16 protein-coding genes and 1 pseudogene are annotated in these 21,511 nt (G+C 61.2%); 14 read left to right on the forward strand and 3 right to left on the reverse strand.

Annotated features, from left to right (window positions below; all coding sequences use genetic code 11):
- Window positions 1-39 precede the first annotated feature (39 nt).
- The 8 genes from AC1DX6_RS03695 to AC1DX6_RS03730 all read left to right on the forward strand — a co-directional run bounded on the left by AC1DX6_RS03695 (window position 40) and on the right by AC1DX6_RS03730 (window position 9,451).
- Window positions 40-1,062, forward strand: coding sequence for a glycosyltransferase family 2 protein (locus tag AC1DX6_RS03695; protein ID WP_477311894.1), 1,023 nt, complete (start codon window positions 40-42; stop codon window positions 1,060-1,062).
- 127 nt (window positions 1,063-1,189) lie between these two features.
- Window positions 1,190-1,591: a hypothetical protein gene (locus tag AC1DX6_RS03700; RefSeq protein WP_477311310.1), complete on the forward strand. Its 402-nt coding sequence runs from the start codon at window positions 1,190-1,192 to the stop codon at window positions 1,589-1,591.
- A gap of 155 nt (window positions 1,592-1,746) precedes the next feature.
- Window positions 1,747-2,616, forward strand: coding sequence for an endo-1,3-1,4-beta-glycanase ExoK (gene exoK / locus AC1DX6_RS03705; RefSeq protein ID WP_477311312.1), 870 nt, complete (start codon window positions 1,747-1,749; stop codon window positions 2,614-2,616).
- Window positions 2,617-2,676: 60 nt separating this feature from the next.
- A complete protein-coding gene (locus AC1DX6_RS03710) occupies window positions 2,677-4,008 on the forward strand; it encodes a UDP-glucose dehydrogenase family protein (protein WP_477311314.1) in 1,332 nt (443 codons plus the stop codon).
- A 32-nt stretch (window positions 4,009-4,040) separates the two neighbouring features.
- Window positions 4,041-5,120, forward strand: coding sequence for a glycosyltransferase (locus tag AC1DX6_RS03715; protein ID WP_477311316.1), 1,080 nt, complete (start codon window positions 4,041-4,043; stop codon window positions 5,118-5,120).
- Between the two features lie 239 nt (window positions 5,121-5,359).
- Window positions 5,360-6,601 carry a glycosyltransferase gene (locus AC1DX6_RS03720; RefSeq protein WP_477311318.1) on the forward strand — a complete coding sequence of 414 codons (1,242 nt, stop codon included), beginning with the start codon at window positions 5,360-5,362 and terminating at the stop codon, window positions 6,599-6,601.
- 220 nt (window positions 6,602-6,821) lie between these two features.
- Window positions 6,822-7,991, forward strand: coding sequence for a glycosyltransferase (locus AC1DX6_RS03725; protein ID WP_477311320.1), 1,170 nt, complete (start codon window positions 6,822-6,824; stop codon window positions 7,989-7,991).
- Window positions 7,988-9,451 (forward strand): lipopolysaccharide biosynthesis protein, encoded by a 1,464-nt coding sequence (locus AC1DX6_RS03730; protein WP_477311322.1) that lies wholly within the window; start codon window positions 7,988-7,990, stop codon window positions 9,449-9,451. The genes AC1DX6_RS03725 and AC1DX6_RS03730 overlap by 4 nt, the downstream gene beginning before the upstream one ends.
- Window positions 9,452-9,676: 225 nt before the next feature.
- Here AC1DX6_RS03730 and AC1DX6_RS03735 read toward each other — a convergent pair.
- The 3 genes and pseudogenes from AC1DX6_RS03735 to AC1DX6_RS03745 all read right to left on the reverse strand — a co-directional run.
- Window positions 9,677-10,726, reverse strand: a pseudogene (locus AC1DX6_RS03735) (polysaccharide pyruvyl transferase family protein); the annotation flags it as partial.
- Window positions 10,727-11,054: 328 nt separating this feature from the next.
- Window positions 11,055-11,849 (reverse strand): family 16 glycosylhydrolase, encoded by a 795-nt coding sequence (locus tag AC1DX6_RS03740; protein WP_477311324.1) that lies wholly within the window; start codon window positions 11,847-11,849, stop codon window positions 11,055-11,057.
- Between the two features lie 285 nt (window positions 11,850-12,134).
- Entirely contained in the window at window positions 12,135-13,424 is a 1,290-nt protein-coding gene (locus tag AC1DX6_RS03745) for a glycosyltransferase family 4 protein (protein WP_477311326.1), read from the reverse strand.
- A 484-nt stretch (window positions 13,425-13,908) separates the two neighbouring features.
- Here AC1DX6_RS03745 and AC1DX6_RS03750 point away from each other — a divergent pair, with 484 nt between their 5' ends.
- The 6 genes from AC1DX6_RS03750 to AC1DX6_RS03775 all read left to right on the forward strand — a co-directional run bounded on the left by AC1DX6_RS03750 (window position 13,909) and on the right by AC1DX6_RS03775 (window position 21,487).
- Window positions 13,909-15,081, forward strand: a complete 1,173-nt coding sequence (locus tag AC1DX6_RS03750) for a glycosyltransferase family protein (RefSeq protein ID WP_477311328.1) — start codon at window positions 13,909-13,911, stop codon at window positions 15,079-15,081.
- A 13-nt stretch (window positions 15,082-15,094) separates the two neighbouring features.
- Window positions 15,095-16,075: a glycosyltransferase family 2 protein gene (locus AC1DX6_RS03755; RefSeq protein ID WP_477311330.1), complete on the forward strand. Its 981-nt coding sequence runs from the start codon at window positions 15,095-15,097 to the stop codon at window positions 16,073-16,075.
- Window positions 16,075-17,019, forward strand: a complete 945-nt coding sequence (locus AC1DX6_RS03760; RefSeq protein ID WP_477311332.1) for a glycosyltransferase family 2 protein — start codon at window positions 16,075-16,077, stop codon at window positions 17,017-17,019. Before AC1DX6_RS03755 ends, AC1DX6_RS03760 begins: the two co-directional genes overlap by 1 nt.
- On the forward strand, window positions 17,009-17,959 hold the full coding sequence (locus tag AC1DX6_RS03765) for a glycosyltransferase family 2 protein (protein WP_477311334.1): 951 nt from the start codon (window positions 17,009-17,011) through the stop codon (window positions 17,957-17,959). The genes AC1DX6_RS03760 and AC1DX6_RS03765 overlap by 11 nt, the downstream gene beginning before the upstream one ends.
- A 76-nt stretch (window positions 17,960-18,035) precedes the next feature.
- Window positions 18,036-18,932 carry a UTP--glucose-1-phosphate uridylyltransferase GalU gene (galU, locus tag AC1DX6_RS03770; protein WP_477311336.1) on the forward strand — a complete coding sequence of 299 codons (897 nt, stop codon included), beginning with the start codon at window positions 18,036-18,038 and terminating at the stop codon, window positions 18,930-18,932.
- A 176-nt stretch (window positions 18,933-19,108) separates the two neighbouring features.
- Window positions 19,109-21,487, forward strand: coding sequence for a polysaccharide biosynthesis tyrosine autokinase (locus tag AC1DX6_RS03775; RefSeq protein WP_477311338.1), 2,379 nt, complete (start codon window positions 19,109-19,111; stop codon window positions 21,485-21,487).
- The last annotated feature ends 24 nt before the right edge of the window (window positions 21,488-21,511 follow it).

Genomic DNA, 21,511 nt, shown 5'->3' on the forward strand with positions numbered 1-21,511 from the left:
ATGGGGGTACGGAACGACTTGCAATCGAAAGGTGAATCCATGTCCCCGACAGAACCCCAGGTCTGCGTGATCATCGCCGCCCGCAATGCGGCCCGGACAATTCCGGCCGCCATCGCCTCGGCGTTGCGTGAGCCGGAGGTGGCGGAAGTCGTCGTCGTCGACGACGCCTCCACCGATGACACCGCCAAAGTGGCCGGCGCCGCCGACGATGGCAGCGGCAGGCTTTCGGTCATGCGTCTCGACGTCAATCGAGGCCCCTCCTTTGCCCGCAACGCCGCGATTGCCGGGTCGAAGTCGCCGTTCATCAGCATTCTGGACGCCGATGATTTCTTCCTCAAGGGCAGGTTTCGCACCCTGTTTGCCAGCGCCGACTGGGATTTCGCCGCCGACAACATCATGCTCATCAGGGACGATGCGGCCACGGATGTCTCGAAAATCGTCGCCCCATCTTTTTCAGCCGATCCGGAGTTTCTCGACTTCGAACAGTTTATCGAAGGTAACATCTCCAGTCGGCGTGTGCAGCGCGGTGAACTGGGCTTCCTCAAGCCGGTGATATCAAGGGCCTTCCTGGACCGGCATGGGCTGCGTTACGACGAAAACCTGCGTCTGGGCGAAGACTACGAGCTCTATGCGCGCGCGGTCGCCCGCGGCGCGCGTTTCAAGGTCATCCGGTCCTGCGGTTACGGCGCCATCGTGCGCGCTGATTCGCTGAGCGGCCGGCACAAGACGCAGGATCTGAAGCGTCTGGCCGATGCGGACCTGGCGCTGCTTCAGATGGGCAGTTTGCCGGAAGGCTCGAAGGCTGTGCTGAGACGCCACGAACGGCATGTGCGCGACAAATACCGGCTGCGCAACTTCCTCGACGTCAAGGCCGAGCGCGGTTTGGCGTCGGCCGCGGCCTATGCCTTCGCCAGTCAATCAAACCTCATTCCCATCGTTCGCGGCGTGGCCTCCGACAAGCTGGACGCGCTGTTTCGTCGCGCCGGTTTTGCCACGGTCCAAAAACAGGTGCAGCCCATGCGCTTCCTCATGGCCGGGACCAGCGCGCCTGCGGAAAAGTAACCTTCGCGTCGCCAGCAACAGTGGCCGCAACGTCGAAAAAATTGCCTTTCCAAAACTGGGAGGTTGCCTACTTGTCCTGGGAATGGCACTGTATGTTGCGTTGCAGCAATTTTGGGAGGCCAACCGGATGGCTTCGATATTTGGCTTCAGGTCCAGGGACCCGGCCCGGGACCGGCAGACCGATCTCTCACGCTTCGATCGCCTGGCAAGGCTGTTCGACCAGATTGCCGCCGAGATCGCGGCGGAGAAGACCGGGCTTGAGAATCGCTATCGCACCAAGGCCACCAACGCGGCCTTTCTGGTCGAGGCGATGGAGAACGGTTCGGCGTCCACCTCAAGGGCGTCCGAAGTCAGCGAATTGACGAACTCGATCCTGAACTGCGAACGGCGCATCGCGGCGCTGGCGCATCAGAACAGCTTGATGAGGGAGCTGCGCCATTCGCTGGATGCGATGGTCGTCGACAACGGACCGCAAGGTTCGACGGCGGAGGCCGAATTCGGCAAGAGTACCGGCGTTGGCGCGGTTTGACGGTGTAGATCCTGTGTCGGCGTCCGCTCGGGCCGCCAAAATCTGGCACGGAAACACAAGAATTTAGGGGACGGAGGATCAAGGGCGGCCCGCCTTGCAAGCGGGCCTACTGGAGACTTTGGGTTGGGGGCACACAACGCAAAGGTAAGTTTGGTATGAACGCAGATCCGAAGAAGACCTCGATCACCTTGGCCGGCGGTATGCCGTTCTGGCACCGGATCCAGCAGGGCCCCCTGCGGCGACTGTGCTCGGGTGCAGCGTTTCTACTGGTCGCTCTCGCTGGCGTGGTTGCAGGCCCCATCCCGTCTCACGCTCAGGATATGCCGAGCTCACCATCATTCGTCGATGATTTCAGCAGTTTCGATCATGCGCGCTGGTATGTTTCCGACGGCTGGACGAACGGCGCTCATCAGAACTGCATCTGGTCGAAAAGCCTGGTTGGCCTATCCGACGGCATGCTGGCGCTTGGTTTCGAGAAGCGGAAACTGAAGGATCGCGAGTTTGCATGCGCCGAGATCCAGACCAAGAAGCGCTTCGGTTACGGGGTCTATGAAGCCAGGATGAAGACCGACACCGGCTCCGGCCTCAATGCCGCGTTCTTCTCCTACATCGGCCCCGCCGACAAGCAGCCCTGGGATGAGATCGACTTCGAGGTCCTGACCAAGGACACGTCCAAGGTTCAGGTGAACAGCTACATTCTGGGCAAGCCGAAAAACGAGAAGCTTGCCGAGGTCGAAGGCGGCACCGACAAGGCCTTCAACGACTACGGCTTCGTCTGGGAAAAGGACCGGCTGCGCTGGTACGTCAACGGCAAGCTCGTCCAGGAAGTCACGAACCCCGCCGAACTGCCGACCCATCCGCAAAAGATTTTCTTTAGCCTCTGGGGCAGCGATACGCTAACCAGTTGGATGGGTCCCTTTTCGGATCCGGGCCGCAAGGTCACTATGCAAGTCGATCGCGTCGCGTTCACGGCATTGGGTGAGCCGTGCCAGTTCCCGGAATCGCTGGCGTGCAGCATAAAGTAAAAGAGCATCTGAACCGGTCGACCAGACACGGTCCAAGGTCATGAACAGGAACCAAACCGAATGAATTTGACCGTCTTTGGAATAGGCTATGTCGGCCTCGTGCAGGCCGCGGTGCTGGCGGAAGTCGGGCACCAGGTGGTGTGTGTCGATATCGATGCGGACAAGGTCGAGCGGCTCAACCAGGGCCTCGTGCCGATTTTCGAGCCCGGGCTCGAAAACCTGGTCAAGGAGAACCACGCCGCCGGCCGCATCAAGTTCACCACCGATGCCGCGGCCGCGGTCAAGCATGGCGAGATCCAGATGATCGCGGTCGGCACGCCGCCCGGCGAGGATGGCTCGGCGGACCTGAAATATGTGCTGGCGGTCGCCGAGACCATCGGCCGGGAAATGGACAAACCCAAGATCATCGTCGGCAAGTCGACCGTGCCGGTCGGCACCTGCGAAAAGGTAAAGGCCAGGATCGCCGAGACGCTGAAGGCGCGCGGGCGCGAGGATCTGGCTTTCGACGTGGCCTCCAATCCGGAGTTCCTCAAGGAAGGTTCCGCGGTGGCCGACTGCATGAAGCCCGACCGCATCATCGTCGGTACCGACAGCGAGGACACCGAGGCGGTCATGCGCGAGCTCTACGCCCCGTTCAACCGCAACCACGAGAAGATGATCGTGATGGATGTGCGCAGCGCCGAGTTCACCAAATACGCGGCCAATTGCATGCTGGCGACCAAGATCAGCTTCATGAACGAGATGGCCAATCTGGCCGAGGAACTGGGCGCCGACATCGAGGAGGTCCGCAAGGGCATCGGCTCGGATCCGCGCATCGGCTACCACTTCATCTACCCCGGGCTTGGCTATGGCGGCTCGTGTTTTCCGAAGGATGTGCGCGCGCTGATCAAGACCGCCGAAGGCGTCAAGTTCGATGCCAAGCTGCTGCGCGCCGTCGAGGAGCGCAACAACGAGCAGAAGTCGGTGTTGTTCGACAAGGTGAACCGCTATTTCAAGGGCAATCTCAAAGGCAAGACCTTCGCGCTGTGGGGCCTCGCCTTCAAGCCCAACACCGACGACATGCGCGAGGCGCCGGCGCGCGTCTTGATGGAAGCGCTGTGGAAGGCTGGCGCCCATGTGCAGGCCTTCGACCCCGAGGCGATGCAGGAATGCCAGGCCATCTACGGGCTGCGCGACGACCTGCTTTTGTGCGGGACCAAGGAAGCGGCACTGCGCGGCGCCGATGCGCTGCTCATTGCCACCGAATGGAAGAGCTTCCGCGCGCCGTCCTTCGACGCGCTGAAGGATGCGCTGACCACGCCGATCATCTTCGACGGCCGCAATTTGTACGACCCCAAGGTCATCGCCCGTCACGGCATCGAGTACCATTCGATCGGCAGGGTGGCGGCCTGACGGCAGGGGCGGCACAACAAGGAACCAGGTCCATGAAAGTTCTGTTTGCAGGCGGCACTGGCTACACACCGCAATTCAGCGGCGGCGTCCAGTCGAGCACCCACCATCTGGTCGAACAATTGCGCGAGAACGGTCACGAGGCTTCCGTCCTGGCAGCTTTGTTCGGCGAAGGCATGTTCGGCTTCAGGGCGCGCGCCAAGATGAAGCTGCTTCGTCAGCGCGCCGTCATCGACAATTTTCCCGGCTATCCGGTGGTGCGGGCGTGGTTTCCCTGGGAAGCGGCCGGCTTCGCGGTCGAAAAGCTGAGGCCGGATGTCGCCGTGGTGCAATGCCATAACTCGGTTCCGATCGGCAAGGCGCTGCAGGCTGAAGGCGTGCCTGTCGTCGTCTATCTGAGGAATGTCGAATTCCACGAACTGGCCGGTGACCTGCGCGAACTCCGCTCAGCGCTCTATATCGCCAATTCCGAGTTCACTGCGCGCACTTACAAGGAAAAGTTCGATATCGATTCGACGGTCATTCCGCCGACCATCAATCCTGCATTCTACAGCACGCCGACGACCGGCGAGTTTGTCACGCTCATCAACCCCTATGAGGAAAAAGGCTTCGACCTTGCAGTGCGCATCGCTGCCGCCTGTCCCGAGATCCCGTTCCTGTTCGTCGAAAGCTGGAAGCTCGACGACGAACATCGGGCCCAGATCGAAGCAACGATCTCTCCTCTCCAAAACGTCAAGCTGGAAGGCCGCACCAGCGACATGAAGACGGTCTACGGCCGCACGAAGATCCTGCTTGCGCCCAGCAAATGGGAAGAGGCTTGGGGCAGGGTGGCCTCGGAAGCGCATTGCAGCGGCATTCCCGTGGTCGGCTCGCGGCGCGGCGGTCTGCCGGAAGCGATCGGCTCCGGCGGTGTGATGCTGGACTACGACGCCCCGCTCGCCGACTGGATCGCAGCGGTCAGGCAACTGTGGAGCGACGAGGCCGAGTACAAGCTTTTGTCGGCGGCGGCGCTTCAGTTTTCGCAGCGCTCGCAAATGAATCCGGACCGTCAGTTTGCAACGTTCATGGACGTTCTCGACAGCGCCAGGCGGGTCGGCCTGGAGCGTGCCGCGTAAACGCGTCAAGCAATACGATTCGGCTGACGCGCTACTCCGCCGGGCGACGGCAGTTGCACAACGTTCCATGAGCCGGTTCCGGGTTCCGCCTGGCTGTTCGCCCGGATCACTTTTGATTGTGCGGTGCAACATTCTTGTGGCAACGCAGCAATCAACGTGTATTCTATCCGTCTACATTAGGGCTTGTGCGACGCGGACCGCTTGGGGGTCTGGGCAAGCCCCAACCTTATGGGCGGGTCATGCGCGTGGGCTTTGTCGTGGGCGAATTCCCACTCCTTTCGGAAACCTTCGTTGTCGACCAGATGGCCGGGCTGCTGGCCCGGGGTTTTCACATTGAGGTCGTGTGCGACAAGACCAAAGGTGACGACCGGATAGACCGGCAGAGCGAGCCGATGGCGACGCTGGTCGCCAGAACCCAGCATTGGTGGCGATGGGCCGGTGGATTGAGCGCATTTGTACGCCGGTTGCCGCCGCGCCTGCGATACAAGGCTTCGACCGTTCTTGATATGGTTTTTGCACGCCGCCTGAACCGCTGCGACGTGATTGTCGCTCACTTCGGACAGAACGGCGAGAGAGCCGCCGCGCTGAAGAAATGGAAGTCCCTCAAGCCGCCGATCATAACCATCTTTCACGGCGCAGACGTCGCGATCCCGTCGCGTCAGGCAGTTCTTGCAACGCAATATGCCGGGCTTATCAAGCATGGCAGCTTGAACCTGCCGGTCAACGATTTCTTCCGCAGGATGCTGCTGGAAGCCGGTGCATCCCAGGCGAACACCACGGTCCACCACATGGGAATTGATTCCCGCGAAATCAGCTATCGCTGGGAATCGTGGGAAGGCAGTCAGCTGATCGTGACGACGGTTTGCCGCCTAGTGGAGAAGAAAGGCGTCGAGTTCGCCTTGCGCGCCCTGGCCTCCCTGACGGCGTCCCATCCTGAGCTGGACTGGCGCTACGACATTGTCGGCGACGGTCCATTGCGGACGGATCTGGAGAAGCTGGCCGCAGAGCTGGGCTTGACCGGTCGCGTAACATTCCTTGGCAGCCTCCCCCACATGGAGGTGAAACGACGGCTTCGCATGGCGCATCTCTTTTTGCTGCCAAGTGTCACCGCCAGCGACGGCGACATGGAAGGCATTCCGGTCGCGCTCATGGAGGCCATGGCCGCCGGATTGATTGCGGTCAGCACGCATCACTCGGGAATCCCCGAGCTCATCGAGGATGGGGAGACGGGGTTGCTTGCCCCCGAGCGAGACGTTTCAGCACTTGCCGGCAAGCTTGCCTGGGCAGCCGAACATCCGCAGGAATGCCAGCGTATCGCGCTTGCCGCACGCCGCAAGGTCGAGGACGACTTCAACGCAGATGTCCTGAATGAACGTTTTGCGCAGATCGTTACCCAACTGGCCGCACCAAGCCTTGCACCTCAGCCTGCCAGGCATGCCGGCGTTGCCGAGGGTCTGGTGGATCCTTCATCTGCCGGCTGACACTGCTCCTCGGGACTGATCGGCATCCTCGCCGCGTCGAGGGAAATCTTGCTACGCTGCAGCAAAAATGTTGCAGTGCAGCAAGGCCTGTACTAATGTCCTCGTGGGTGGGCCAACAGCGGTAGAGTTTCATGCTGCATGTCTTGTGCCTCGGGCACCACGTTTTCCGCCCGGCTTTTGTCAGGGGCAAATCGGCCCGCCGCGCGAGCGCATCCTGCCGATGAAGATTTGCTTCGTAGTCGACAAATTTCCCTCATTGTCCGAGACTTTCGTTCTTGACCAAATAGCCGGGTGCCTTGAGCGCGGTATGGAGGTCGGCGTCGTCTGCAACGAGACATCCTTTGGCAAGGACAGCAATATCGACGATGCGCGCTGGCAGGCGCTGCCTGGTAAGGTCGTGTGCTGGTGGGGTGGCCTCGGTCGCTATCGCCCGCTGCTCAGGAAGTGGTCCGGCAGGTTCTGGGATAAACTCTCGACCGCCATCGACATCGCTCATGCGCGAAAATTGCAGAACGCCGACGTGATCGTCGCCCATTTTGGCAACAACGGCATGCGCGTCGCCCGCGCCATCAAGCGAGGCAGGATTTCCGCCCCTCTGGTCACGATATTTCACGGCCGCGATGTCGGCGAGCCGCTGCATGACAACACGCTCGCGCGCTACAAGATTGTGTTCGAAAAGGGCGCTCTTCAGCTGCCGGTGAACGCATTTTTCCGCGATGCCTTGATCGAGGTTGGGGCACCGCCGGCGCAAATTACGGTTCACCATATGGGCGTGCGGCCGAGTGAGATCGACTATCGGTGGCGGTCGTGGGAGCAGGCCACGCTGTCTTTCATCTCGGTCTGCCGCCTGACCGAAAAGAAGGGCATCGAATATGCGCTGCGCGCGCTCGCCAGCCTGCCGTGGCGCGACTGGGTCTATTCGGTGATCGGCGGCGGGGAACTGCTGGAGGAGCTGAAGGGGATCGCCGCAGATCTCGGCATTGCCGACAGGGTGACTTTTCTCGGGCCCCGCCCGCACAGCGAAGTCAAGCAGCGTCTGCGCGATGCCCATGTGTTCCTGCTGCCCAGCGTCGGCGCGCGCGATGGCGATCTGGAGGGTATTCCGGTTTCGCTGATGGAGGCGATGGCCACCGGCCTGACAGTGGTCAGCACCTATCACTCGGGGATTCCCGAACTGATCGAGGATCACAAGACGGGTTTTCTCGCGCCCGAGCGGGATAGTGCAGCGCTGGCAAGCAAACTTTCCTGGATCGCCGAGAATCCTGAGGCCTGCGAGCAGATCGCCCTCGCCGCGCGCAAGAAGATCGAGGCGGATTTCAACGCAGATGTGCTGAACGAACGTTTCGCACAGATCGCCATCAAGCTTGGCGAAACGAGGTTCAATTCATGAATGCCAACCCGCCCCCCCAGTTCGGTCGTGTCGCCCTGCGCGGCGGGCTGGTCACCATCGGCGCGCAAGGCTTCAAGATGGTGATCCAGTTTCTCTCCGTCATCTTGCTCGCCCGTCTGCTCGTTCCCGAGGATTTCGGCCTGGTGGCTTCCGTAGGGCCGATCGTGGCCTTTGTCGGGTTGCTTCAGAACCTCGGCCTCCAGCAGGCGGTGGTTCAGCGCAAGGACATCAGCGAGCAGCAGCTCAACCAGGTGTTCTGGATCAGTGCGCTGGTCGGGCTGGGCAGTGCCGTGGTGGTGGCCGGCCTGGCGCCCGCCATCGCCGCATTCTACGGCGATCAGCGCATGTCCGGCATCACCCTTGGCTCCGCCTTGCCGCTGCTCTTCGGCAGTCTTGCCGCAGTGCCGCTGGCGTTGATGAACCGCCACCTGCAATTCGGCCAGCTGGCAATGAACGATGTGATAAGTGCTGCCGCTGGACTTCTGGCCGCCACGATCGCTGCCTATGCCGGGCTTGGCTACTGGTCGCTGGTCATCGGCCCGGCTGTTTCGGCGGTTGTCGCGCTTGCCGCCGCCTGGCAGGTGGCGCGGTGGACGCCGCAACGGCCGGATCTAAAGGTCGATGCCGACATATTGTCGTTCGGCGCCAATCTGACCGGCTTCAATCTTGCCAACTTTTTCTCGCGCAATCTCGACAACATTCTCATCGGAAAATATTCCGGCGCCATCGAACTCGGCTATTACGACCGTGCCTATAAGCTCCTGCTGTTCCCGCTGCAGAACATCAACCAGCCGCTGACACGCGTGATGGTGCCTCTGCTCAGCCGCATCCATGAGGACAAGGCTCGGTTTCGCGACATCTATGTGCGGACCAACTGGATGCTGGCGGCCGTTACCATGCCCGGCATCGCGGCGCTGACGCTAACATCCGATCAGGTGGTGGGGCTTCTCTTCGGCCCGGGCTGGGCGCCGGTGGCGCCGATTTTCGCCTGGCTGGGCATCGCCAGCCTGATCCAGTCGGTCTCAAGCACCACAGGCTGGATATTCATCTGTCAGGGCAAGACCAAGACCATGTTCCACTGGGGCATCTATTCGTCACTGACCACCGTCGCCGCCTTCATCGTCGGCCTGCACTGGGGTGCCGTTGGCGTTGCCGCGGCCTATGCCATCAGCGGCTACGTGCTGCGCGTTCCCGTGCTTGCCGTGCTGGTCCATCGCGTCGGTCCGGTGACGGCCGCCGACTTCCTGGTCATGCAGGGGCTTTTCATTGCCTCGTCCCTGCTCGCCTGGCTCACCTACCACTGGCTGCCGGCGTCGCTGACCGGCCAGTCAGACCTGCTCGCGGTCTTTCTGGCGGTTGGCCTCAACTACGGGATCGGTCTCATTCTCATGCTTGCCCTCCCCCAGTCGCGCCGCGCGTTGTCCACCACCTTGTCCAACGCCGCGCGCAACATCCGCTGAGCGGCCGCCGATCAGCGGCGCCAGCAGGTTTGTGGCAGACATTGCCGAAGCATGCTCTTCGAGCACGGCCTGCAGGCTGGTCTGGCGATAGCGGTCGAGGTTTCCGGCAAATCTGCCGAGCTTTTCGCTCGCTTCCTCAACCGTCACCGTGTCGATGTCGAGCAGCACGTCGGCGACACCGATTCGCTTGGCCACTTCCTTGGTCTTGAACTCGTAGGCGATCGGCAGCACCGGCGTGCCGACACAAAGCGACATGATCATCATGTGCATGCGTGTGGCGACCACGAAGTCGAAGCCTTTGACCAGCGCCATCAACTGGTCCGGCGTGTGGAACGCCGCATCCACGGTCACATGTTTGGCGATCTCCGGAGCGAGTTCGGCGACGATCGCCCGCGCGGTCTTGGAATCGTCATGGGCATATTCCGGCACGCCCTGGCAGGTGGAGACGAAGGTCACCTCCTTGCCATGGTCCCTGACGAGAATCGCCGCGATCTCGCGGATCGAATCGAGATAACGGCGCATGCCGCCTTCACCGTCGCTGACATAGTTCCAGTGGCGGACGGAAATAGCGACGCGGCCCGTCGGCGCCGGCGGCTGGCTGGCGGCCAGTATTTTTTCGATCCTGTCAGTTTCGGCCAGGGCAAAGACGGCATCGGCCACCACGTGGCATTTGCCAAGGTCCTTCACCAGATCCTGGATGTGGTTTCTGGATCGTTCGTCACGCAGCAGGATGAGCGGGCTGCGGTCAAAGATCGGACCCAATTCCTGGCGGTTGTAACTTTTATCGAACGGGCCGAGGGATTGCGTGAAGAAGACCGGATCCTTGCCGAGCACGGCATCGAGCCGGAACTGATTGAGGCGTCTTTCGAGATTGTAGTTCTCGACGAGATAGGTCCCGCCCGTCGTGACCACGAGGTCGGCGCCCGTGTAGATATCGAGGCTGCGGCGGTCGCTCGCGCCGAAAAAAGTGCCAAGCGCGCTGCTGCCCAACCAGCGCAGGGCCCGAAGGACAAGCTTGTTGTAGATCGGCTTGATCCGGTTCTTCAGCCCATCGCCATTCTTGTATTTGAACAGCGACTCCGACAGCAGCTTGTGAAATTCGAGGTCCGGATAGGCCTTTTTCGGGTAGAGCCGCGCCGCAACCTCGGGCTGGCTGTCAAAAATGAAGAACTGCAGGTCGCTGCCGGCGACTGTCTTGAGGATGTGTCGGATCGCCAGGAAAATCGCTGCGTCCCCGGTGTTCAGGCAGACTGTGTTTTCGACGACGATCTTCATGGAATTACCTCATTTCGTCAGCAGGTCCGCGGCCAGGCCAGCGGTGCTCAGGACGGGAATAGTGACCGAAAATGCTGCACGCCAGGACGATCCCTATGCGGTCCGCGTCACGATTTAGGCGTTGCACCGGGCTGGTGGCCAACGCACGGCCCGAGCGGCACTCAAGCAAGGCCGAGATTAACGCATCAATTTTGCAGCGCAACAAAAAACCGTGGATTTTTGCTACGCTGCACCAAAAATGTTGCGATGCAGCATTAAGTTGCACCGGCACGACCAACCATCCGCTCGATGTTCGACATCAGCAGCTTTCGCTGCCTGTTCTTTGCCCTCACGGCCCGATATCGCTTCGCCTGTATCCGTGAAGTGTCATGACCAATCTGTCCGAGGCAGCCATTGGCTCCCATTTGCCGGCCCAGCGTGTGTCCATGACAGCGCCTGCCGCAACCCATAGATCGAAATACGGCTTCATGGGCTGGCTTGGAAAGGCACCGTCGGCGGTGTCAGCCGGCGTAACCACAGCAGCCTCTTTGCCATCGATGAAGAAGGCAACACGTTTCCCGGCCTCATACTCTATGCCAAGGCGGTATCTCTTGCCCGACAGATCGCCAAGCAGGATCCATTTTACCCAAACGCTCTTGTGCTGGTTGTTGACATTCGCCCAGACGGTGAGCTGCAACCCTTTCGTGCCGACGATCTCAAAATCGATTTCCTCATGGGCTTTGTCGTTGAATGTCCAAAGCGGTGCTGCGATCAGCCCTGGCTTCATCGTCGGGAGCGTTACGTCCACTTCCCACTTTGCCGATGAAAAATCGGATTTGCCGCCGGATATCACCTCAGCGGACGCTTTCTCGCTGACAGTAAGCTGAAGTTCGCCGTCGACGATTTTGACGTTCGCGGCCTTCCAGTCATAGCCTCCGAGCTTGGGCTCGCTCCACTGCGACGGCACGAAGGGATTGGTGTATTTCCAGAGCTGGAGCTTGACTGCCGACCAGTCGGGAAGCTTGTCGAGGGCAGCGTCCCCAGCTCCTGCCACGACGCTCTCAGCCAGCACCTGTCCAGCAACCGTTTGCACTGCCGTGGAGGCAGCCAGAAGCGCCAGGAGTTTTCTGCGTGTGCAATTCATGCATGGCCTCCGTTGGCCGCCTTTAGTCTTTCGGCGGCGACGATATTCAAGCCGGCCGTTTAATGCGGCTCTTCGGCATGTAGCAGCTTACGCGCCACCTTGATGGTTGAGCTGTGCATCAAGGGTATGGCAATTTTTCGCCGCACTGCATCAAAAATGTTGCGAAGCAGCAAAGCGCTCTCCTTGCCGTACCGTCCAGGAACAAACCGACCCCTTCCGATCGGCGGCCAATGCGCAATGACAAAGGAACCGCGGTCGCAACTTTCGGAGCGGTGCCCCGGGCGCTCAAGCCGCGGAGGCTCTACGGATGCGGCGGGCCCGCCCCGGTGCATTCTGCCGGTTCGGCACAAACGGCGATGATACGGACGGCAAGGATTCAGCCGGCAAGGATTGGGGAGAGGAAACGTCAAGAGTCGGATCGAGTTGCGCCGGATCCGTGGCGCGTTCCAGCGCCACACGATCGTAAAGCTCATCGAGAAATGCGCCTGCAGGCCCGGCCGCAAACATGGTTTCCGCAGTCCTGCGGGCTTGGCGCCGCAGCGGGGCCATCAGTTCAGGGTGGCCGATATAGGTCTTCAACCGTTCAATGGCCAGGCAGGCAAGGCGCTCGACTTCATCGCGGAAATACTGGGCAAAATTCTCGTCGCCGCGGAAGTCGTATCCAGGATTCCACCAATCGCCGACCTTGTTCAGTTTCACCGGTAATGAAATCCCGTTGATTCCGTCCTCGAGGAATTCCGGCAGAGCGCAGACCCTCGTTCCAAGAACCGGAGTGTGCTCGGACATCGATTCCAGCGCCGAATATCCGAACGTGTCGCCGAACGTGGCAAGGATGCCGAAATGCGAATTGCGCAGCAATTTCCGCACCTCCTGGTTTGGCAGCGCCCCGTGATGCTGGACGTTCTTAAGTTCGAGCAGCTTGAGATAGGAATCGAAGAACCCCGTAGTTGTCGGATCTGTCCATATGGGGCCGCCAACCTGGAGACTGGAAACGATGTTCACCCGGATTGGCAAATTCTGCTCCAACGCCTTTTCCGCGATTTTGACCGCAACGCATCCGCCCTTGCGGCCGAAATGGGCACCGACGAATGTCAGCACCAGTTCCGCGGCAGTGTCTTGGGACATCGCATCTTCCACCTCGGGCACGACGATGTTCGGGTGACGGACCATCAGCTTTGCGGTCAGGAGGTCTAGCCGCGGATTTTCGGCATGCTGGGCCAGAAAACACCTGCGGGCAAAATGCGATAAGGCGATAATACGGCGGCAGCCCGGGTTCGTGATACGCGAGACCAGGTAACCCGCCATCAGCCCGCGTTTGCGAAGCGCGAACTGCCGCGGCAAATGGGATTCGAATGACATGATGTACTTCGAGGAATTGAGAGGTATCCGGTTGAACGCATGCACCATGTCAACGGACAGAGCAGGTTCGATCAACGTCACGCCTTCCAGCTTCGACGAGACCAGGTTGAACGGCAGAAATCGCTGTCGCAGGATCGTATGTCGGGACGCTCGCGGCGTAACGAAACTGGTCGGATACTTGTCGTCATAGACGGCAATACGAAGAGACTTGCCCATACAGCACCCACCCGTATTCAAACAGTTGGCATCAGGGGTCTTCGCAAGCTATTCCAAAGGTGCAGCAGAGCTGCCGTGCACCCGTCATCCCGCACTGCAATAGAATGCAAGCGAGGATCCCCAAGCCAATTCAAAAGCCCAACTTCCCTAGGGTGAATTCAACATCATTTTTTGTTGCGGTGCAACACAATATTAGCAACTGGTTTACCATGATCGCCGGTATAGGAGTTTTGATGGTCGGCGTGATCGGATCGTGATTTTGCCGCGTACGGGGCAAAATTGCCCGAAATTGCTGGCTCCGCATGTCGTGCCATTTCGTGCGGCTCCACCTGCGCGGCCACTTTTGCGCGTTACCGCCTTCCCGCGATATGTTTGTGCGGTGCGGTAGAGGTGGCTAATTTTGCTACGCTGCACCAAAAATGTTGCGATGCAGCAAGAGCTGTACTACCATTCAAGTGGGTGGGCCAACAGCGATCGAGTTTTAATGCTGCATGTCTTGTACCTTGTGCACGATGTCTCCGACCCGGCGGTACGCCGACGGATCATAATGCTCAGGGCAGGCGGCGCCCAGGTCACCCTGGCCGGCTTCCGTCGAACCGCGAACCCGATTGCCGATGTCGAGGGGCTGCAGCCGATCGACCTTGGCGCGACGCGTGATGGCCGATTCGGTCAGCGTCTGGCGGCGGTCGCCAAGGCGGCGGTCGCGATCGGCGCGAAACTCGCAACCATGCAAAGGCCGGACCTGATCATCGCCCGCAATCTCGAAATGCTGGCGCTTGCCCGGCGTGCCAAGTCGGCGTTCCGGGCGGCCGTGCCGATCGTCTACGAATGTCTCGATATTCATCGCCTGGTGCTGCGCAACGACACTTTGGGCAAGGCGATGCGCGGCGCGGAGCGCTATCTGGCCCGGGATGTGAAGCTGCTCGTCACCAGTTCGCCGGCCTTCATCGCCAACTATTTCAAGCCCTTTGGCCAGGTCGCAGCCCCTGTGGAGCTGATCGAGAACAAATATTTCGAAGCCGCACCGGCCTTGGTGGATGATCGGTTCAAGGCAGAAAACCCTGTCGCCCCGCCCTGGCGCATCGGCTGGTTCGGCGCGTTGCGCTGCCGCCGCTCGCTGGAGCTGCTGGCCGAATTCACCCGCCAGCTCGACGGACGTTTCGAGATCGTCCTCCGGGGCCGCCCGGCCCTGTCGGAATTTCCGGATTTTCACGCTTTCGTTGAGGCCGAACCCTGGCTCTCGTTTCGCGGCCCTTACCGCAATCCGGAGGATATGGCGGCGATCTACAACGAGGTGCATTTTTCCTGGGCGATCGACTTCTTCGAGGAAGGCCAGAACTCCGAATGGCTGCTTCCCAACCGCCTTTATGAGGGCTGCCGCTTCGGCGCCGTGCCGATCTCGATGGGCAACACCGAAACCGGGCGGTTCCTCGACCGGCAGGACATCGGCATCCTTCTGCCGCAGGCGACGCCCGAAGCGCTCGTGGCAGCGCTTGGCAAGATGGAAGAGGAGCGTTTCGGCAAGTTGAAGGCGCGCGTGCTTGCCCGCAACCCGCGGACATGGAGCTACGATCGCAGCGATTGCCGGGCCTTCGTCGACAAGCTCCGCGGACTGGCTGCCGTGCCGAACTCTTTTGCTGCCGAGGCGTTGGCATAGGATGGCGAAGAATATGCTCCCCTCAAACCTGATCGTCATACCGTGCCTGAACGAGGCTGCGCATATCGGTGCGCTGCTCGGTCAGCTCCGGCCTGCGGCCGAAAGGCTCGGCGCCCGCATCGTCGTCGCCGATGGCGGCAGCACCGACGGCACCTTGGCCATCGTCGAGGCGGTTGCCGCGCAAGATCCGAAGGTCGTCCTTCTCCACAACCCAAAGCGCATCCAGAGCGCCGCGATCAATCTCGCCGTCGCCACATTCGGCGATGGTGCGGACTATCTCATCCGCATCGATGCGCATGGCGGCTATCCCCAGGATTTCTGCGATCTGCTGGTCGAGGAGGCGCTGGCAACAGGTGCGGATTCGGTCGTCGTCTCGATGCTGACCAGCGGCAGCGGCGCGGTGCAGAAAGCGGTTGCCGCGGCGCAGAACTCCAAGCTCGGCACCGGCGGCTCCAAGCACCGGCATTTGTCGGCCGGAGAATGGGTCGACCACGGCCACCACGCGCTGATCCGGATCTCGGCCTTCACCGCGGTGGGCGGCTATGACGAGACGTTCAGCCACAATGAGGATGCCGAACTCGACTATCGGCTGCGCCAGGCTGGCCACCGCATCTGGATGAGCGGCAAGACGCAGATGATCTACTATCCGCGCTCGTCGCTGAAGGGCCTCTATTTCCAGTATCTCGGCTATGGCCGCGGCCGCGCCAAGAATGTGCTCAAGCACCGCATGATCCCGAAAGTCCGGCAGATGATACCGCTGCTGGTGTTCCCCGTCGTCCTGCTTGCGGCCTTGTCCTTCATCCACTGGCTGGCGGCGGTGCCGTTTCTGCTTTGGGCGGCGGTCTGCCTCGGCTATGGCGCTGTTACGGCCATCCGCCAGCGCAATCCTGGCCTCGCTTTGGTCGGCGTCTCGGCGATGGTCATGCATTTCGGCTGGTCGGTCGGCTTCTGGCTGCAGCTTCTCCGCGCCAGATTGCAACGCGGGGTGGCATGATGGCCGCGAAGAACCGCTCGATCGATATCTGCGTCTGCACGTTTCGGCGGCCGGAGCTTGCCGCCACGCTTCATTCGATCGCTGCCATGAACATGCCTTCGGGGTTCGATATCAGCATCATTGTCGCCGACAATGACGATACGCCGACGGCGCAGGTGCTGGTGACGACGCTGGCTGCGGAATTGAAGCTGCCGATCCGCTATCGGCATGCCCCGGCGCGCAACATCTCGATCGCACGCAACGCCTGCCTTGACGCCAGCGCTTCGGATTTCGTCGCCTTCATCGACGACGACGAAACTGCATCGTCCGGATGGCTCGCCGAACTGGTCGTGACGGCCGAAGTGGACGACGCTACCGCCGTGCTCGGTCCGGTGCGGGCGCTTTACGGGCCGGACGCGCCGGACTGGATGCGCAACGGTGATTTTCACTCAACCTTGCCAGTCTGGGTGCAAGGCGAGATCCGCACCGGCTACACCTGCAATGTCCTGCTCAGGATGGGCGACGACAGCCTTGCCGGCCGTCGCTTCAGCCTGGCACGTGGCCAGACCGGCGGCGAGGACACCGAGTTTTTCGATCACATGGTCAAGGCCGGCGGCACGATCGGCTTTGCGCCGGAGGCCTGGGTCGAAGAGGTGGTGCCGCGCGCCAGGGCCGCCTTCGACTGGCTCAGCCGCCGCCGCTTCCGCTTCGGGCAGACGCATGGCCATTTGTTGGGAAGCAATGCACACGGCGTCCGGCGCGTTGGGCAAGTTGGCCTTGCGTCGGCGAAGGCGGCTTTCTGTTTCGCAGCCGCAATCGTGACCGCCGTCAGTCCGGTGCGCCGGAACCGCAGCGTGCTGCGCGGCATTATGCATGTCGGTGTCGTCAGCGGTCTCGTCGGTATCCGCGAAATTCGCCAATACGGCCTGTCCTCGCCGCAGCAAGGGGGCAAGCGTGCAGCCTGACATCAGCTTTGTCATCGCCGCCTACAACGCCGAGGCAACACTCGGCCGGGCGATCGACAGCGCCATCGCGCAGAAGGGTGTCGCCGTCGAGATCATCGTCGTCGACGACCAGTCGCGCGACAGAACCCTCGATGTGGCGCGGTCCTATCCGCAAGATGTCGTGCGGGTCGTGGCGCTTCGCGCAAATCGTGGTCCCGGCGGCGCCAGGAATGCCGGCCTCGAGCTTGCCAGCGGCAGGTGGGTCGCGGTTCTCGATTCCGACGATGCCGTCTATCCCCAGCGGATTTCCGCCATGATCGCGCGCGCGGAAAAGGCGGGTGCTGAGATCGCTGTCGACAACCTCCAGGTCGTGCGCGAGGACGGTGTCGCCGAAGACACCATGTTTCCGGCCGACTATCTGGAAGGTTTGGGGGAAATCTCGCTGGCCGACTTCATCGGCGGCAATGTGGTTTTCAAATCGAAATTCAATTTCGGCTATCTCAAGCCGATCTTCCAGCGCCGGTTTCTGAACGAAAACGGGCTTCGCTATGATGAAAAATTGATCATCGGCGAAGATTACATCCTGCTGGCCAACGCTCTGGCCAAGGGCGGCACATGCGTGGTCGAGCCGACGACCGGCTATGTCTACCATATCCGAACCGGCTCCATTTCCCGTGTGCTCGAGCTTCACCACGTCGAGGCGATGCGCAAGGCCGACGCCGTCTTCGCCCAAACCCATTCCATGGACCCGGAGGCGCAAGCCGCCTTCGCCAGGCGCAGCCGCAGCTTGCGCAAGGCGGCATCGTTTCTGTCGCTGGTCCAGCACATCAAGGCGCGGTCGCCGCTCAAGGCGATCCGGACCGCGCTCAGTGATCCGGCAGCGGTCCGGCATATGAGCATGCCGATCGCTGTCCGGCTGAAGAGGGTAGCGGCACAGTTCGCCGTGGGTATGGGGAGGTGAAGAATGCGGGCAGGTGAAGAAATGGTTTTTCATAGCCAGCGATAGTTGAAGTCGATCCTCTCAAAAGGAATATGCGATGCAGAAAGTCAGGAAGGCAGTCATACCGGTGGCGGGGCTTGGAACACGGTTCCTGCCGGCGACCAAATCGATGCCGAAGGAGATGCTGCCGGTCGTCGACAGGCCTGTGGTCCAGTACGCTGTGGACGAAGCGTTCGAAGCCGGCATCGAGCACATCGTGTTCGTCACCGGCCGCAACAAGGCTGTCATAGAAGACTATTTCGATCTGCACCCTGAACTGATCGGGACCCTGGAACAGACCGGCAAGAAAGCACAGCTGCAGTCGCTTGAAAGCCTGCTTCCGGTGGCCGGCGCCACCAGCTTCATCCGGCAACAGTCGCCGCAAGGACTCGGCCATGCCGTGTGGTGCGCGCGCGAGGTCATCGGCAATGAGCCCTTCGCCTTGCTGCTCCCGGACATGGTGTCCTTTGGCGGCCGCGGCTGCCTCGCCGAAACTGTCGATCTCTACCAGCAGACTGGCGGGAACGTCATCGCTGTCGAGCGTTGCGAACCGAGTGAGACCAGCAAATACGGCATCGTCGGCCGTGGCGCCGAGGTCGGCACGGGCTTCGAGGTGACGGCCATGGTCGAGAAGCCGGCGCCCGCTAATGCGCCGTCGAACTACTACATCAATGGCCGCTACATCCTGCAGCCCGAGATTTTCTCGCTGCTGAGCAACCAGCAGCGCGGCGCAGGCAATGAAATCCAGCTTACCGACGCCATGGTTCGCCTGGCGCAGAGCCAGTCCTTCTTTGCCCAACCTTTCAACGGCCGCATGTTCGACTGCGGTTCGAAGGAAGGCTTCATCGAGGCCAACATCGCCTTCGCGCTGGCGCGCAACGACATGAAGGGCCCGATCTTCGCAATGCTGCAGGAGTTCGTGCGGTCGCATGAGCGCCAGGAAGAAGCCGCATAATGCCCATCTTTTGGGAGCATAGCGTGTCGACGCTACACATGCTGCCGCGCCTGGCCGGCGCTCTGTCTGGCATGAAGTTTGCGTCGCATGCTTTGCCCCCGATCTTCGAGGCCTCGGAGCAGATGGGGCCCGACCCCATCTTGCTCTAGCGCCTGCAACTTAGAATTGGACCGAAGATGAACTATGCCAACTTTCCTCTCGACAAGAGGATGCCATTGCCGAATTCAGATACGGGAAACGGTGAGGACTTCATCGACATCGAGCGTCTGCTTGGCATGGCTATGCGGCAGGCCAAGGTGGTGGCGGTGTGTGCGGTCATCGGTCTTTTTCTAGGCGTGCTCTATCTGCAGACGACGCCCAAAACCTACGTGTCGGTTGCCAGCGTTCTGATCGATGAGGGATTGAACAAGGTCGTTGATGAAGTCTCTGCCGCGTCTGTCAGCATGCAGACCGACGCCGCCCTGCTCAGCCAGATCGAGATCATCAGCTCGGCAAGGCTGGCGGCGGTGGTCGTCGACAAGCTGAAGCTTGACCAGAACGACGCGTTCATGAACCCTCCAGTGTCGGCCCTGGCGAAGGGCGTCGGCTTTGCGCGCGGGCTGGTTGGCTATTTCCGAAGCAGTTCTGGCCCGGATATCCCCGGTCTCGAAAATGTCGACGCGGCGACGCGTGAGGCCATGATGGTCACCGCACGCCGCGACTACGCGACCCTCAAGCTGCAGAGCGAGATAGTGGCGCAGCGCAACGGCCGCAGCTACGTGATTGACCTTGGCTACCAGTCGACGGACCCGGCGCTCGCGACCGCAATCACCAAGGCCTATTCCGAGGCTTATCTCGCCGACCAGCTCAATGCGAGCTTCGACGCCACCGAACGGGCGGCAGTCTGGCTGCAGGGCAGGTTGACCGAACTCCGCGAAAGTTCGCAGGCGGCATCGCTGGCGGTCGAGAAGTTCAGGGCCGAGCATGGCCTGGCCGCCGGCAGCGATGGCCAGCTGATCAGCGACAAGCAAATTGCCGAACTCAACGCCCAGCTGATTGTTGCGCAGGCCGATACGGCTCGTGCCGGCGCCCGCTACCAGCAGTACAAGACGATCGTCGAGAGCGGCTCCGACAACGCCTTCAACGATTCCGCGATATCAAGCGATCAGCCGGCGAGTTCGGTCATTGCCACGCTCAAGACCCGCTACTTGACCGTCACCAAGCGGCTGCAGGATGTCACCGCCAACTACGGTGCCGAACATCCCCAGGCTGTCGCCTTGTCCAAGGAGAAGGCCGATCTGTCGGCGCAGATATTCGGTGAGCTGAAGCAGCTGACCGAAAGCTACCGCAACGAATACGAAGTCGCGCTGGCTCGCGAGACCGCGCTCAGGGCCAATGTCGCGGCGGCTCAAGGCAAGAGCTCCGTCGACAACCAGTCGCAGGTCAAATTGCGCGAACTGGACCAGCAGGCAACCGCGCTCACCACGCTCTACCAGACCTTCCTCGGCCGCTATGAGGAAGCCTCGCAGCAGCAGTCCTTCCCGGTCGGCAAGGTCCGCATCATCTCCGATGCGACAACGCCGATGTCGGCGTCGGGCCCGCGCACTTCCAAGGTGCTGGCGCTCACACTCGTGCTTGGCCTCCTGCTCGGCGCCGGCTTCGGCGGCCTGAACGAATTCAACGAACGCTTCTTCAGAACAGGCGAGGATGTTCGCGACCGCGTCGGCCTCAAATTCCTCGGCTACCTGCCAACGATCGGCGGCAAGCTCGGCAAGGAGACTGACGACGCTGAGACGGATGTCAAAGGCGCCAACACGCTGTCAGCCGCCGAAAGGCGGGCTCGCATGCGGGTGAGTGTCGACGCTCCGGCGTCGATGTTCTCCGAAACGCTCCGCAACGCCAAGATCGCCTTCGATGTGGTGATGGAAGGGCAAGGCAGCCGGGTCATCGGCGTCATCTCGCTGCTGCCTGGCGAAGGCAAGTCGACGATCGCGGCAAATCTGGCGGGATTGCTTGCCGCCAACGGCGCGAAAACCTTGCTGATCGACGGCGATTTGCGCAATCCCGGCCTCAGCCGCAACCTTGGCATGGAAGCTGAGCAGGGACTGATGGAAGCGGTGGTCAACGGCCAGACCTGGCAATCGGTAGGCAAGATCGACCGGCAGACAAAGCTGGCCATCATTCCGGCCGTCCTGCGCGGTCAATTCTCGCATACGAGCGAACTTCTCTCGTCGGCGGGAATGCGGCGTTTCATCGAGAACGCCAAGGAGACGTTCGAGTATATCGTTGTCGATCTGCCGCCGCTGGGTCCCGTGGTCGATGCCAAGGCCTTCGCGCCGCTCGCCGACGGTTTCGTGCTGGTGACCGAATGGGGGCGCACGCCGCGCGCCATGGTGCGGTCGATGCTGGAGCAGGAACCCTATGTTGCCAACAAGATCGTTGGTGTCGTCCTCAACAAGGTCGATCTGAAGAAGCTGGCAAAATACGGATCGCTCGGCGGTTCGGAAAAATTCTTCGACAAATATTCGAGCTATTATCTGGAGAAATCGGACGTGCGGACGAGGGCCGCCGCCTAGCCCCGCGCGAGTTAAAAATGCTTG

The sequence above is a fragment of the Mesorhizobium sp. P2_C4 genome, from assembly GCF_056404575.1.